This window comes from Gammaproteobacteria bacterium (assembly GCA_037388465.1).
Lineage (GTDB): Bacteria > Pseudomonadota > Gammaproteobacteria > SpSt-1174 > SpSt-1174 > JARRKE01.
On record JARRKE010000004.1, the window covers coordinates 13,778 to 28,884 of the forward strand.

The 15,107-nt window shown below is 62.3% G+C and carries 14 protein-coding genes; all 14 read left to right on the plus strand.

Annotated features, from left to right (window positions below; all coding sequences use genetic code 11):
* The first annotated feature begins 1 nt into the window (after position 1).
* The 14 genes from aceF to P8Y64_01350 all read left to right on the plus strand — a co-directional run bounded on the left by aceF (position 2) and on the right by P8Y64_01350 (position 15,105).
* Positions 2-1,315: a dihydrolipoyllysine-residue acetyltransferase gene (aceF, locus tag P8Y64_01285; protein ID MEJ2059107.1), complete on the plus strand. Its 1,314-nt coding sequence runs from the start codon at positions 2-4 to the stop codon at positions 1,313-1,315.
* Between the two features lie 66 nt (positions 1,316-1,381).
* Complete coding sequence (gene lpdA / locus P8Y64_01290) at positions 1,382-3,127, plus strand: dihydrolipoyl dehydrogenase (protein MEJ2059108.1); 1,746 nt, start codon at positions 1,382-1,384, stop codon at positions 3,125-3,127.
* A gap of 129 nt (positions 3,128-3,256) precedes the next feature.
* Positions 3,257-4,474, plus strand: a complete 1,218-nt coding sequence (locus P8Y64_01295; protein MEJ2059109.1) for an argininosuccinate synthase — start codon at positions 3,257-3,259, stop codon at positions 4,472-4,474.
* Between the two features lie 133 nt (positions 4,475-4,607).
* Entirely contained in the window at positions 4,608-7,325 is a 2,718-nt protein-coding gene (locus P8Y64_01300) for an EAL domain-containing protein (protein ID MEJ2059110.1), read from the plus strand.
* A 73-nt stretch (positions 7,326-7,398) separates the two neighbouring features.
* Entirely contained in the window at positions 7,399-8,133 is a 735-nt protein-coding gene (locus P8Y64_01305; protein MEJ2059111.1) for a VacJ family lipoprotein, read from the plus strand.
* Positions 8,134-8,163: 30 nt separating this feature from the next.
* Positions 8,164-8,682: a hypothetical protein gene (locus tag P8Y64_01310; GenBank protein ID MEJ2059112.1), complete on the plus strand. Its 519-nt coding sequence runs from the start codon at positions 8,164-8,166 to the stop codon at positions 8,680-8,682.
* Positions 8,682-10,049: a UDP-N-acetylmuramate:L-alanyl-gamma-D-glutamyl-meso-diaminopimelate ligase gene (gene mpl, locus P8Y64_01315; protein ID MEJ2059113.1), complete on the plus strand. Its 1,368-nt coding sequence runs from the start codon at positions 8,682-8,684 to the stop codon at positions 10,047-10,049. Before P8Y64_01310 ends, mpl begins: the two co-directional genes overlap by 1 nt.
* A 25-nt stretch (positions 10,050-10,074) precedes the next feature.
* On the plus strand, positions 10,075-11,385 hold the full coding sequence (locus P8Y64_01320; protein ID MEJ2059114.1) for a serine/threonine-protein kinase: 1,311 nt from the start codon (positions 10,075-10,077) through the stop codon (positions 11,383-11,385).
* A complete protein-coding gene (locus P8Y64_01325) occupies positions 11,382-11,999 on the plus strand; it encodes a UbiX family flavin prenyltransferase (protein MEJ2059115.1) in 618 nt (205 codons plus the stop codon). The genes P8Y64_01320 and P8Y64_01325 overlap by 4 nt, the downstream gene beginning before the upstream one ends.
* A gap of 14 nt (positions 12,000-12,013) precedes the next feature.
* The gene (locus P8Y64_01330) at positions 12,014-12,592 is read left to right on the plus strand and encodes an LON peptidase substrate-binding domain-containing protein (protein ID MEJ2059116.1); all 579 of its coding nucleotides are present in this window, start codon (positions 12,014-12,016) and stop codon (positions 12,590-12,592) included.
* 91 nt (positions 12,593-12,683) lie between these two features.
* Complete coding sequence (gene trxA, locus P8Y64_01335) at positions 12,684-13,049, plus strand: thioredoxin (GenBank protein MEJ2059117.1); 366 nt, start codon at positions 12,684-12,686, stop codon at positions 13,047-13,049.
* A gap of 178 nt (positions 13,050-13,227) precedes the next feature.
* Positions 13,228-13,434 carry a cold-shock protein gene (locus P8Y64_01340; protein MEJ2059118.1) on the plus strand — a complete coding sequence of 69 codons (207 nt, stop codon included), beginning with the start codon at positions 13,228-13,230 and terminating at the stop codon, positions 13,432-13,434.
* Positions 13,435-13,560: 126 nt separating this feature from the next.
* Positions 13,561-14,484, plus strand: coding sequence for an AEC family transporter (locus P8Y64_01345; protein ID MEJ2059119.1), 924 nt, complete (start codon positions 13,561-13,563; stop codon positions 14,482-14,484).
* Between the two features lie 42 nt (positions 14,485-14,526).
* A complete protein-coding gene (locus tag P8Y64_01350; GenBank protein ID MEJ2059120.1) occupies positions 14,527-15,105 on the plus strand; it encodes a chalcone isomerase family protein in 579 nt (192 codons plus the stop codon).
* The last annotated feature ends 2 nt before the right edge of the window (positions 15,106-15,107 follow it).

Consider the following 15,107-nt stretch of genomic DNA (forward strand, 5'->3'; position numbering starts at 1 on the left):
TATGGCGACCAAAGAAATCACCGTGCCGGATATCGGCGACTTCAAGGATGTCGAGATCATCGAGGTCCTCGTCAAGCCCGGCGACTCGGTACAGGCTGAGGATTCCCTGATCACCCTGGAGTCCGACAAGGCCAGTATGGAGATCCCGTCCTCCGACACGGGTCTCGTCAAGGAAATCAAGGTCAAAGTTGGCGACCATGTGTCGACCGGCTCGACCATCCTGGTGCTCGAGACGGAGGCCGGTGCCGCGAACGACAGCGCTGCCGCGGTGCCGCAGCCCGAGGCGGCCAAGTCGGAACCGGCTGCCGCACCGGCGCTTGCCCCCGAACCTGCACCGGCCAAACAACCTGAACCGGCCCAGCAGGCGGCGCCTCAACCGGCGCGGCCGTCGCCGACCGCCCAGTTCGACGAGACGCGTTTCAGCAAGGCGCATGCCTCCCCGGCGGTGCGGCGTTTCGCCCGCGAGCTGGGCGTGGACCTGGGACTGGTGCAGGGCAGCGGACCCAAGGAGCGCATCCTGCGCGAGGACGTGCAACAGTTCGTCAAGCGTGCCCTCGCCCAGGGTACGGGCGGCGGGCTGGGCGTGGCGCCTTTGCCGGAAATCGATTTCAGCGCCTTCGGCCCCATCGAAACCCAGCCGCTGACCAAGATCAACAAGCTCACCGGTCAGAACCTGCACCGCAACTGGGTGACGATTCCCCACGTTACGCAATTCGATCAGGCCGACATCACCGAACTCGACGCCTTCCGCAAGCAGCTGGCCGCGGAGTACAAGGACAAGGGCATCAAGATCACCTTCCTGGCCTTTTTGATGAAGGCGGTGGTCTCCGCGCTCAAGGAGTTCCCGCGTTTCAATGCCTCCCTGGACTCGACGGACGAGAACCTCATCGTCAAGAACTACTATCACATCGGCATTGCGGTGGACACGCCCGACGGGCTGGTGGTGCCGGTGATCCGGGACGTGGACCGCAAGACCCTGGTCGACATTGCCAAGGAGCTGATGGACGTTTCCGAAAAGGCGCGTGACAAGAAGCTCAAACCCGCGGACATGCAGGGCGGCTGTTTCACCATCTCCAGCCTGGGCGGCATCGGTGGCAGCGCCTTCACGCCGATCATCAACGCGCCCGAGGTGGCCATTCTGGGTGTCTCGCGCGCCAACATGCAGCCGGTCTGGGACGGCAAGGAATTCGCGCCGCGCCTGATCCTGCCGATCTCACTGTCCTACGATCACCGGGTGATCGATGGGGCGTTGGGCGCGCGCTTCACGACATTCCTGTCCGCCCTGCTGTCGGACATGCGGCGGATGCTGCTGTAAGCATGCGGTCGGCGCAAAGGCCGATCTTGTGCGGCACACACAACGAATAAATAACGGAGTTGCAGCATGAGCAACATCGTCGAAGTCAAACTTCCCGATATCGGTGACTTCAAGGACGTCGAGATCATCGAGGTCCTGGTCAAGCCCGGTGATGCGGTACAGGCCGAGGATTCCCTGATCACGCTGGAGTCCGACAAGGCCAGCATGGAGATTCCCGCGCCCCAGTCCGGCACCGTGAAAGAAGTACTGGTGAAGGTCGGGCAGCGCATCTCCAAGGGGGCGCCGATCGTCAAGCTGGAAGCCGCGGAGGCCGGCAAGGCGGCGGCAGCGGCTCCGGTGGAAGAAGAGAAGGCCGCCCCGGCGGCGCCTGCGCCGCAGGCCGCCAGCTACGGTGGCGATGTCGACGTGCAGGCCGAGGTGCTGGTGCTCGGCTCCGGCCCGGGCGGTTACACGGCCGCCTTCCGCGCCGCCGATCTCGGCAAGAAGGTCGTGCTGGTCGAACGCTATGCGAAAATCGGCGGTGTCTGCCTGAATGTCGGTTGTATTCCTTCCAAGGCGCTGCTGCATACCGCCCAGTTGATCAACGAGGCGGCCGAGTTCGCCGAGCACGGGGTCAGTTTCGGTCCGGCGAAGATCGATCTCGACAAGCTGCGCGGTTACAAGGACGGCATCGTGGATCGTCTCACCGGCGGTCTCAAGCAGCTGGCCAAGCAGCGCAAGGTGCAGATCGTCACCGGCTATGGCCGTTTCACCTCGCCCAACACGGTCGAGGTCGAGTCCGAGGATGGCAGCAAGCAGGTGGTGGGCTTCGAGAACGCCATCATCGCCGCCGGTTCGCGGGTGATCAAACTGCCCTTCATTCCATGGGACGATCCGCGGGTCATGGATTCCACCGACGCGCTGGAGATCGGGGAAGTGCCGAAGCGCCTGCTGGTGATCGGCGGTGGCATCATCGGCCTGGAGATGGCGACCGTCTACAACGCCCTGGGTGCCAAGGTAACGGTGGTGGAGCTGGCCGACGGCCTGATCCCCGGCGCCGACCGCGACATCATCCGTCCGCTGGAAAAGCGCATCCGCAAGCAGTACGAGAACATCTACCTCAAGACCAAGGTCACCGAGGTGAAGGCGGGCAAGAAGGGTCTGACCTGCCGCTTCGAGGGCAAGGATGCGCCCGAGACCGACACCTTCGATCGCGTCCTGGTGGCCATCGGGCGCGCGCCCAACGGCCTGCTCATCGACGCCGACAAGGCCGGCGTGGCGGTGGACGAGCGCGGCTTCATCGCCGTCGACAAGCAGCAGCGCACCAATGTCCCGCACATCTTCGCCATCGGTGACGTGGTGGGCCAGCCGATGCTGGCGCACAAGGCGACCCATGAAGGCAAGGTCGCGGCCGAGGTCATCGCAGGCATGAAGTCCTATTTCGACGCCCGCACCATTCCATCAGTGGCCTATACCGATCCGGAGGTCGCCTGGATGGGGCTGACCGAAACCGAAGCCAAGGCGCAGGGCATCGTCTACGAGAAGGGCGCCTTCCCCTGGGCTGCCAGCGGGCGCTCCCTGTCGCTGGGGCGCGACGAGGGGATCACCAAGCTGCTGTTCGACGAGAACAAGCGCGTGATCGGAGCGGGGATCGTCGGGCCCAACGCCGGCGAGCTGATCGCCGAGGCGGTGCTGGCCCTGGAGATGGGTGCCGAGGCAGAGGACATCGGGCTCACCATCCATCCGCACCCGACCCTGTCCGAGACCCTGAACTTCGCCGCCGAGGTGGCCGAGGGGACGGTGACGGATATCTATATCCCCAAGCGCAAGTAACAACGCGCCCTGTCGTGGGCGCCGACGGGTTCCCGGTGCTGCCGGGAACCCGTCTTGCTTTATAATCGCTTATTTTCCGGACGCATTTTTCGGGCGGTCGACGCCCTTTCTTTTGTGGATCTTGTCTTTATGTCGAGCAAACCTGCCATCAAGAAAGTCGTGCTCGCCTACTCCGGCGGGCTGGATACCTCGGTCATTCTCAAATGGCTGCAGGAGACCTATCAGTGCGAGGTGGTGACCTTCACCGCCGATATCGGCCAGGGCGAGGAGGTGGAGCCCGCGCGCGCCAAGGCGCAGCAGATGGGGGTCTCCTCGATTTACATCGACGACCTGCGCGAGGAATTCGTGCGCGACTTCGTGTTTCCGATGTTTCGGGCCAACACCATCTACGAAGGTGAGTACCTGCTCGGCACCTCCATCGCCCGGCCGCTGATCGCCAAGCGCCTGGTGGAGATCGCCAACGAGACCGGCGCCGATGCCATCTCGCACGGCGCGACCGGCAAGGGCAACGACCAGGTGCGTTTCGAGCTGGGCGCCTACGCGTTGCGGCCGGACATCCAGGTGATCGCGCCCTGGCGCGAATGGGACCTCAATTCGCGCGAAAAGCTGCTCGCCTACGCCGAGCAGCACGGCATTCCTATCGAACAGAAGCGCGGCAAGAAATCGCCTTATTCGATGGACGCCAACCTGCTGCATATCTCCTACGAGGGTGGGATTCTGGAGGAACCCTGGAACGAGCCCGAGGAAGACATGTGGCGCTGGAGCGTGGCGCCGGAGCAGGCCCCGGACCAGGCGACCTATCTGGAGATCCGCTACGAAAACGGCGACCCGGTCGCGCTGGACGGGAAGCGCATGAGCCCGGCCGAGCTGCTGGCCACCCTTAACCGGGTGGGCGGAGACAACGGCGTCGGCCGTCTCGATATCGTGGAAAACCGATACGTGGGCATGAAGTCGCGCGGCTGCTACGAAACGCCCGGCGGCACCATCCTGCTCAAGGCGCACCGGGCCATCGAGTCCATCACCCTCGACCGCGAGGTGGCGCATCTCAAGGACGAACTGATGCCGCGCTACGCCAGCCTGATCTACAACGGCTACTGGTGGAGCCCGGAGCGGCGCATGATGCAGGAGATGATCGACAACTCCCAGCAGCACGTGAACGGCGATGTGCGCGTCAAGCTCTATAAGGGCAACGTGACCGTCGTCGGGCGCCGCTCCGAGACCGACAGCCTGTTCGATGCCAGTATCGCGACCTTCGAAGACGATGCCGGTGCCTACAATCAGCAGGACGCCGAGGGCTTTATTCGCCTCAATGCGTTGCGTCTGCGCATTGCCGGCCGGCGGCGCTGATATCTTTCAAGCATATAATGGAATGCTTAACGGGCGGCCTTAGGGCCGCCTTTTTGTTACATTGACTTGGCGGATCGCAGGAGGACCACTCTTCGGGGCGGTCATATAACTACAACACTATCGCCGAGGAACCATGAAAAGTATTGCCACCCTGTTCATGGCCGTACTTCTGGCCGTGGTGGTCGTCGCCCACGGTGCGGAGACGCGACAGGTAAGGGTGGGCGTTCTGGCCTATCGCGGCGATGCCATGACGCAGCGGAACTGGACGCCGACCATCCGTTATCTCTCCAAGGCCATTCCCGGCTACAGCTTCACCCTCGTACCACTGAACAACAACGATATCGAGCAGAAGGTCGCCAACCACATGGTGGACTTCGTGCTCACCAATCCCGGTTCGTACATTACCCTGCAGAGCCGTTATGGCGTGAACCGTATTCTCACCATGGTGCGCCGGACCGATGCGGGACCGTTGACCGAGTTCGGCGCCGTCATCTTCACGCGCGCCGACCGTCACGACATCCGTACCTTGCAGGATCTGCGCGACAAGCGCTTCGCGGCCGTGCATCCGGACGGGTTCGGCGGATGGTGGATGGCCAAGCAGACTCTGATCGAGCACGGCATCAATCCGGAGCGGGCGTTCCGGTCATTGAGTTTCCGGGGGCTTCCACAGCGCAAGATTGTATCCGCCGTGCTGCGCGGGACGGTGGATGCCGGCACGGTGCGGACCGGCGTACTGGAGGCCCTGATCAACCAGGGCGTCATCAAGGCCGGGGATATCCGGGTGCTGAATCCCAGGCATGTCGCGGGATTCCCCTATATGTTGAGCACCCGGCTTTATCCGGAATGGCCGCTGGCGGTGACATCGCGGGTACCGTTGCAGCTTGCGCGCGAGGTGGCCAGCGCCCTGTTGTTTCTTCAGCCCGACAGCCGCATCAATCAGGCGGCGAGCATCGAGGGATGGACCATTCCGCTGCGCTACAGCAGCGTGAGAAACATGATGCAAACCCTGCGTGTGGGACCCTACAAGGATCTGGGGAACGTGACGGTGCGCCAGGCGGTGGACAATGCCTGGCCCCTGCTGTTGCTGATGGTAACCGGTATCCTCGGGGGGTTCATCATGTACATGATGTACATGAATCAGCGGGTCAGGAGTGCGCGCCGGCGCTTGTCGGATACCCTGCATTCCATCGGCGATGCGGTGGTGACGACCAACTCGCATGGCGTTATCGAATACATCAACCCGTCCGGTGAGGCGTTGTCGGGACTCGACAAGTCCGACGCCAGGGGACGGGATTACCGCAGGATTTTTCCGCTATACGACGACAAGACCGGTGAGGCGCTGGACGACCTGATCGGACCTTTCCGGAGGAGGGAAGGCGATGCGCACCGCTATCAGGATGCGTTGCTGCGCGATGGCGAGGGCAAAGAGCATGCCGTGAAGGTCACCACCTCGCCGATACGTTCGGTGGGTGGCAAGGCGCGGGGTTACGTGCTTGTCATTCATGACGTCAGCGAGCTGCGCAGCCTGGCAAGTCAGCTCAATTACCAGGCGACGCACGATCCGCTGACCGAGATGTACAACCGGCGGGAGTTCGAGAAGCAGCTCGATGAACTCCAGCTCAGCATTTCAGACCATAGTGGGGAGCATGTTCTGTGCTACCTCGATCTCGATCATTTTAAGGTCGTCAACGATACCTGCGGCCATATGGCGGGTGACGTGATGCTCAAACAGGTGGCGACGGTATTGCAGGGGAAGATCCGCAACAGCGACACCCTGGCGCGTCTGGGCGGAGATGAATTCGGCATCCTGTTGCGCGACTGCAGTCTGGACAAGGCGAAGGAGATCGGAGAGACGCTGTGTAACACGCTGGCAGCCTATCCGTTCAAATGGGACGGCAAATCGTTTTCGGTCGGCGGCAGCATGGGCATCGTTCCCCTGGATACGTTGCATGATGCGATCGACCTCATGCGCGCCGCGGACACGGCCTGCTATGTGGCCAAGGAGCAGGGCGGTGGCCGGGTGCACGTCTACGTGGCGGATGACGTCGATCTGGCACGGCACCATGGGGAGATGGCCTGGGTGCAGCGCCTGACCGAGGCATTCGAGCACGACAGGCTGCAGCTCTACTGCCATTCGATGCAGAAATTGTGCGACGGCAATCCCACACGATCCCGGTATGAAATCCTGATTCGCCTGGTTGAAGAAGGCGAGCTGATTTTGCCGGGTGAGTTTCTTCCGGCAGCCGAACGTTTCCGGTTAATGCCGACCATTGACCGGTGGGTGGTGCGTACGGCCTTTCAATTCATCGCGAAAGCAGGGTTCAGGCACAAACCGCATGCCCCCATCTTTTTCATCAATCTGTCGGGCCAATCCCTGGCGGATGAATATTTCCTGGGTTTCGTACGCGACCAGCTGAAGCAGCAGGGAATCGACCCGGCGATGATCTGTTTCGAGATTACCGAAACGGCGGCTATCGCGAATCTCGACGCGGCCGCGGAACTGGTGCAGGGTTTCAAAAACATGGGTTGCCAGCTGGCACTGGACGATTTCGGCAGCGGGCTTAGCTCCTTTGCTTATTTGCGGCGCCTCCCGGTGGATTATCTGAAGATCGACGGGAGTTTCGTGCGCGATTTGTTGCATGACGTCGTCAGTGCGGCGATGGTGAAGTCCACGCTGCAGATCGGGCGGGTCATGGGGATCGAGACCGTTGCGGAATATTGTGAAACGGACGAAATTCTGGCCCATCTCAAGGAAATCGGGGTGGATTACGCCCAGGGCGATGCGGTGGGCAAGCCGATTCCTCTGACGGAGATTCCGGAAAGTGCGGGTGCCGCCGAAGGAGCTGGGTGATTTTTGAACAATTCCGCTTTAGGCTTTCCCGGCGCGTTAGAATGCGCGGTTTACGTGAGGACAGGTCTGGGACATGCGGAACGCGCTGGCAATCATTGTGGTGATCCTGTTTCTGACGGGGCTGAACGGCTGCGCCACCGTTCCGCCCGGACAGCAGGATGCGCGCGACCCGTGGCAAAGCTACAACCGCGGCATGTATGCCTTCAACGACGCCCTGGACAAGGCCGTGATGAAGCCGGTGGCCAGGGGATATCTGAAGATCACCCCGCAATTCGTGCAAACCGGCATCGGCAATTTCTTTTCCAATTTCGACGATTTCGTGGTGCTGACCAACGATATCCTGCAGCTCAAGGGGCAGCAGGCCGCCTCCGACCTTTCCAGGATCGTATGGAATACCACCGTCGGCCTGGGGGGCTTTCTGGATGTCGCCTCGTCGATGGGCATGCCCAAGCACAACGAGGATTTCGGCCAGACCCTGGGTTACTGGGGCGTGCCGAGCGGACCGTATCTGGTGCTTCCGTTCTTCGGCCCCAGCGACCTGCGCGACGCACCTTCCATGGTGGTGGACCTGTACACCGACCCGACCATATTCACTCAGCAGGGCGACGTGCGTTGGGGATTGTTTGCCATCAATGCGGTCCAGACCCGGGCGGCCTTGCTGCCGGCCGAAAAGCTCCTGCTCACCGATTCGATCGACCCTTACGCGACCCTGCGCGACGCCTACCTGCAGCGGCGCAAATACCTGGTGTACGACGGGCATCCCCCGCAAAGCAACAGCCTGCAGCAGGAACTGGAGAATCTGGATTGAGACGAATCTCCATGCTCACGGAGTGAGTTGATGTACGTGGCACTTCGTCCATTTTTGCGTCTCTGTCTGCTCAATGCCGGCCCGCAGGATCTGCCCGCCCTGCGGGGTTGGTTCTGGACGACGCTGTTCCTGTATTTTCTGGTCGACTGGCTGCTGGCGATGCCCGGCAACGGTCACCTCAAGGGGTTGGGTCAGTCCCTGTTGGATACCGCCCTGCTGTGGGTCTATACGACGCTGCTGCTGAGGTTATTCCGCCATACCCCGCGATTCATGCAGACCATGACGGCCCTGGCGGGCAGCGGCGCCATGATCGGCACGATCCTGCTGCCCCTGGTCTACAGCATGGTCTACGCCCAGGCTCAACATGCCGAGGTCGGCATAACGGGGGTGGCGTACCTGGTTATCGCCGGCTGGCTGGTGGTGGTCTATGGCCATATTTTCCGACAGGCGCTCGGCTTGCGCCTGTTCGCGGCGGGACTGCTTGTTTCGATCCTCTATCTCGTGACAACCTCCATCATCATGCAACTGCTGTTTCCCAACCTCGTCTGATGCACATTCACATTCTCGGTATTTGCGGCACCTTCATGGGCGGCATCGCACTGCTCGCGCGCGAGGCCGGCCACGAGGTGAGCGGCTCGGACGCCAACGTCTATCCCCCCATGAGCACGCAGCTCGAAACCCAGGGTATCCGCCTGCAGGAAGGCTTCGATCCCGCCCACCTCGAGCCTGTGCCCGATGCCGTGGTGGTCGGCAACGTCATGTCACGTGGCAATCCGATGGTCGAGGCGGTGCTCAACCGCAGCCTGCCGTATACCTCCGGACCCCAGTGGCTTTACGAGCAGGTGCTGCGGGATCGGTGGGTGCTGGCGGTCGCGGGCACGCACGGCAAGACCACCACCAGCAGCATGCTGGCCTGGATCCTCGACTATGCTGGTCTGGAACCCGGCTTTCTGATCGGCGGGGTGCCCGAGAATTTCGGCGTTTCCGCCCGCCTGGGCGGCAGCCGCTTCTTCGTGGTCGAGGCGGACGAATACGATACGGCCTTTTTCGACAAGCGTTCCAAGTTCGTTCATTACCGGCCTCGCACCCTGGTCATGAACAACCTCGAATTCGACCATGCGGATATCTTTCCCGATCTGGCCGCCATTCAGCGCCAGTTCCATCACCTGGTGCGAATGGTGCCCGGCGAGGGACTGATCGTCCGCCCCGCGCAGGATCCTCACCTCGATGAGGTGCTGGCGATGGGCTGCTGGACGCCCGTGGAACGGTTCTCCCTGGATGGCGCGGCCGATTTCGAGGTCCGGCTGACCGCGCCGGACGGGTCCGGGTTCGAACTGCGGGTGGGCGGCGAGCGGGTCGGCGAGACGAACTGGGACCTGCTCGGAGCCCATAACGTGAGCAATGCCCTTGCCGCCATCGCGGCCGCCCGGCACGTCGGCGTGCCGCCTGCCGTGGCGTTGGAAGCGCTGGCGCGCTTTCGCAACGTGAAACGGCGTCTGGAGCTGTATGCGGAGGTGGACGGCGTGCGGGTGTACGACGATTTCGCCCACCATCCGACGGCGATCCGCGCCACGCTCGGTGCCCTGCGTGCCAAGGTCGGGCAGGGGCGCATACTCGCTATTCTGGAACCGCGCTCCAATACCATGCGCCTCGGTGTCCATGCCGGGCAGTTGAGTGATGCCCTGAGCGGGGCGGACCGGGTTTTCGTGTTCCGGCCCGCAGATCTGCAGTGGGATCTCGCCGCGGCGGTGGCTCCGCTGGGGGAGCGGGTGGATGTCGAGGACGATCTCGACCGGCTGCTGGAGGCCGTACTGGCCCGGGTACAGCGAGGGGATCATATCCTGATCATGAGCAACGGCGGTTTCGGCGGCCTGCACGGCCGGTTAGCCAAGGCCCTGGCCGGTGCCGTACAGTAGCGCATTGGCAACTTGTTCGTGAGCGATGCAGGACTCAGAAAACAACCCCAGACCGCATCCGCGGCAGATCGGTAAGTATCTGATCAAATCCCCCATCGGCGAAGGCCGCATGGGGGTGGTCTACGCCGCCTACGATCCCTTCGTGCAGCGCCCGGTGGCCATCAAGACCGCCCACCCGATCCAGGCGACGAACGCGACCGAGCTGCATCGCCACGAGGACAATTTCTTTCTCGAGGCGCATGCCGCGGGTGGACTGCAGCACCCTCACATCGTGTCGGTTTACGATGCCGGCATCGACGGGGACCTGCGTTACATCGTGATGGAGTACGTGCAGGGCAAACCGTTGTCCTACTACGTCAATCCGGAGACGCGCCTGCCGGTCAAAAAGGTCGTGGATATCGCCTTCAAGTGTGCCCTGGCCCTCGACTACGCGCATCGCAAAGGGGTCGTGCACCGCGACATCAAGCCGGCCAACATCCTGCTGACCGACGACGGGATTCCGAAGATCACCGATTTCGGCATCGCCCGCCTGGACCGGTCGGCGGACGTGCTGCGCCATCGGGCGGTGGGGTCACCGTATTACATGGCGCCCGAACAGGTCAGGGACTTCGAGGCCGGCCCGCAAAGCGATCTGTATTCCCTGGGCGCCGTCATGTATCAGCTGCTGACCAGCGAACTGCCGTTCAACGCCGACAATTACCAGGACCTGGTGCAGCAGATCCTGAACGTGGAGACGCCCGCGGTACGCGCCACCCGCCCGGACGTGCCCGACGCGCTGGCCTACATCGTGGAGAAGATGCTGGCCAAGGACGTGCGCAAACGTTACCGGAGCGGGCAACAGGTGGCGCACGATCTCAGCAGCCTGTTCGACAACCTGCGTCTGGTGCATAGCGATATCGAGTTCATCGAGCGCCGCGACATGCTCAGTGATCTGGATTTTTTCCGGGATTTCAGCCCCGAGCAGATCGAAGAAATGATGGTGGCGTCCACCTGGGTGCAGTTCGGTGCGGGAGATACCATCATCAACGAAGGGGATATCGACGACACGTTTTATATTATCGTTGCAGGTACCGCCGAGGTGCTGAAGACCCAGCGTTCGATCGCGTGGTTGTACAAAGGGGATTGTTTCGGCGAGATCGGTTTTTTGACCGAGCAACAACAGCGCACCGCGAGCATCGTGGCGCGCAGTTCACTGATACTCATGAAGGTCAATGCACAGCAGCTTGGCGAAGTGTCCGCCGGGTGCGAGCTGCAATACTACAAGGCCTTCACGCGCACACTGATTTCGCGGTTGTCCCAGATCGACCGCACGTTGATGATGGGTAAATCGCAATGACGCAGCGCACCATCGCCCTGGCCATGACCGGCGCCTCCGGCGCCCCCTACGGGTTGCGTCTGCTCGAATGCCTGCTCGAGGCGGACATTCACGTACAGCTGATGCTGTCCAAGCCCGCGCAGGTGGTGATCGGCATGGAGACCGACCTGCAGCTGCCGGGTCGGGCCGCGGAAATGCAGCGTTATTTCACCGAACGGTATGCGGCGAAAGCCGGTCAGCTGCAGGTGTTCGAGCGGGAACAATGGACGGCACCGGTCGCGAGCGGGTCTTCGGCGCCGGAGGCCATGGTGATCTGTCCCTGCACCACCGGCACGCTGGCCGCGGTCGCCACCGGGCAGAGCCGCTCGCTGCTGGAGCGTGCCGCGGACGTGGTCCTCAAGGAGCGGCGTCGGTTGATCCTGGTGGTGCGGGAGACCCCGTTCTCGGATATCCATCTCGAGCACATGCTGCGGCTGAGCCGCATGGGTGCGGTGATCATGCCTGCCAATCCCGGTTTTTATCATCAGCCGCAGGGCATCGACGATCTGGTGGATTTCATGGTGGCCCGCATCCTGGATCACCTGCAGGTGCCGAACAGTCTGATTCGCCGTTGGCATGAGGAAGACGCGCCATAGCGCGGATGACGCGTATGCGTATTCCGCTTTTTCCGCTGCAGACCGTGGTGTTCCCCGAGGGCTTGTTGCCTCTGAGGATATTCGAGGCGCGCTATCTGGACATGGTCAGCCGCTGCCTGCGTGAAGACGGCGGTTTCGGCATCTGCCAGATCCGCTCGGGCAGCGAGGTCGGGGCCGCCGCGGAGATCTATGACGTCGGGACCTACGTACGTATCGTGGACTGGAGCCAGAGTCAGGACGGCCTGCTGGCGATCACCGTCAAAGGCGAGAAGAAATTCCGTGTGCTGTCCAGCACCGTCGAATCCGATCAGCTGCGCACGGCGGAAGTGGAATGGCTGCCCGAGGAACAGGAGGCCGCTCTGCCCGAAGAGTTTCGCACCCTGGCCGAACTACTGGAACGGATCGTGTCTCAGCTTGGAGAGGCCTATCCGGGCCCGGCGCCGCGCTTTGACCTGGCCGGTTTCGTCGGCGCCCGGCTGACCGAGATCCTGCCGCTGAAGGCTGCGCTCAAGCAGGAACTGCTTGAGCAGGACGACCCCCTCGTGCGGTTGTTCGCCCTCCGGGATGCCTTGCACAATCTGGATCTTGCATGAGATTTATCAATTCCATGCGGTTTAAGTGTCGTATCTGCATCCCCATAATAAGTTTTAACCTTCGCTAACCCCCAACCCCGAGGACACCGTTTTGGCTACTACCACACTCACAGAGCAGAATTTCGAGGAAACGGTCACCGGCAACGACATCGTGATCGTGGATTTCTGGGCCACCTGGTGTGCACCGTGCCGCGCTTTTGCGCCCATCTTCGAGGCGGCTTCGGAAAATCATTCCGACATCGTGTTCGCCAAGGTCAATACCGAAGAGGAACAGGCGCTGGCCGCCCATTTCCAGATCCGTTCCATCCCCACGCTGATGATCTTCCGCGAGCAGGTCATTCTCTTCGCCCAGCCCGGCATGCTGTCCGCCGCCCAGCTCGAGGACGTCATCGGCAAGGTGCGCGAGCTGGATATGGCCAAGGTGCATGAAGAAATAGCGAACCAGCAGGCCGGTTGATCCTCCGAAAAACTTGCCAGGGATCAAGGATTGTGCTGCGGGCGATTGTCAGCCCCGGCTAAACTTTTTATATTTAATAGTGGGTTTGCGGTATCGCGAGTTGCCTTTCGCGTGTACTCCACTGCAGTAACCGCAACCCGCGATACCGCATGTGTTCTGGTTTACAAGGAGTTACACCATGCGCACCGGTATCGTGAAGTGGTTCGATACTAAGAAGGGATTCGGCTTTATAACGCCGGATGATGGGACACAGGACGTGTTCGTACACTTCTCTGCTATTAGGATGAACGGCTACAAGACGCTCGACGAAGGGCAGGCTGTACATTTTGAGAGCGAGGCGGGCGAAAAAGGCCCGCAGGCCACTCTCGTAAACCCTACCAAATAAGGCCTAGGCGTACCCTGATACATTTGATCCGTTTTTAAGAAAAGCCCGGTGACGGGCTTTTTCTTTGCCTGCGTGGTTCACGCATGCGCTATGGTTGTCATGCTGCCATGACTTGGGGAGGGGGATATGGTCGGTGTGATTCTGCAGATGGGCGCCCTGATCCTGTGCGGGGTGATCTGGCGACTGCTCAAGCCGGGCGGGCTGCACGCCGGAGAGACACGGCGCGTGCTGACCAGCGTGGTCTATTATCTGCTGCTGCCCGCGCTGGTGCTGTCCGTGTTGTGGCAGGCCCCGCTGGGCCTGAATTCCCTGCGCATCTCCCTGGTTGCGGGCGTTACCGTCCTGGCGGCCATGCTGGTGACCTGGGGCGGTTGCCGCAGCTGCCATAGCCAGTCCCCCTCCACGGGCGCGATGCTGCTGGCGGCCAGCTTTCCCAACGCCACCTACCTCGGCCTGCCGGTGCTTGAGAAGGTGCTCGGCAATCCCGGTCGCAGCATCGCCATTCAGTACGACCTGTTCGCCTGCCTGCCCCTGCTGTTGACCGTCGGCCTGTATGCGGCGCAGCACTTCGGCGGTGGTGCGCGGCGCGCCCATCCGCTGCACGAGTTGCTCAAGGTACCGCCGTTGTGGGCCGCCGTGGTGGCGGTTGCGCTCAATCTCGCCCACGTCGAGATGGGAGACTGGCTGCAGCACTGGCTGGGGCTGCTGGCCTCGGGGGTGGTGCCGCTGATGCTGTTTTCGCTGGGCTTGAGTCTCGAACTGGGTACCTGGCATCCCCGGCAGCTGCCCGCGCTGGGCGCGGTGGTGGTGATCCAGCTCCTGCTCGCCCCGCTGTTCGCCTGGTGGCTGGCGCGCGTCGTCGGCCTGAGCGGTACCAATCTCACCGGCGTGGTGCTGGAGGCGGGTATGCCGAGTATGGTGCTGGGGATCGTCATCTCCGACCGGTTCGGTCTGGATACGCCGTTGTACGCCGCCGCGGTGACGGTGACGACCGCGCTGAGCCTGGTGAGCCTGCCGTTCTGGTTCGGGGTGCTGGGTGGGGGCGTCTAGCCGTACGCGGGACTATAAACAGAAAAATCCTTGGAGGATGACATGATCAAACGCCGCGCATGGCTTTTCCTGGCCCTGTGGCTGGTGGCCGGCATCGGACAGGCGCGCGAGGTCGCGGGCGTCAAACTGCCCGAGCAGATCGGCGGGGTCGCCGGCGAGACGCTGAAGCTCAACGGCGCGGGAATCCGCTACAAGTTCATTTTCAAGATCTACGTGGCGGCGCTGTATCTGCCTGCGCCGGCGCACACCACCGGGGCCGTGCTGGACGAACCCGGCCCGAAGCGCATGCTGATGCATTTTCTGTATCACAAGGTGACCGCCAGGCAGCTGCGCGACGGTTGGCGGGAAGGCTTCGCCGACAATCTCGATAAACAGACCTATCAGGCACTGACGCCCCGTATCGAACGGTTCAACAGCTTCTTCGGCGATCTGAAGGACGGCGACCGGGTCTGGCTGGACTATCAACCCGGGGTGGGGACACGGGTGGAAATCAACGGACAGCAAAAGGGCGTGATTCGGGGCGAGGACTTCATGCGTGCCCTGCTGTCGGTCTGGCTCGGGCCGGAACCGCCGGGCACGGACCTGAAGCGCGACCTCCTGGGGCTGGCCACCGACGACTAGGT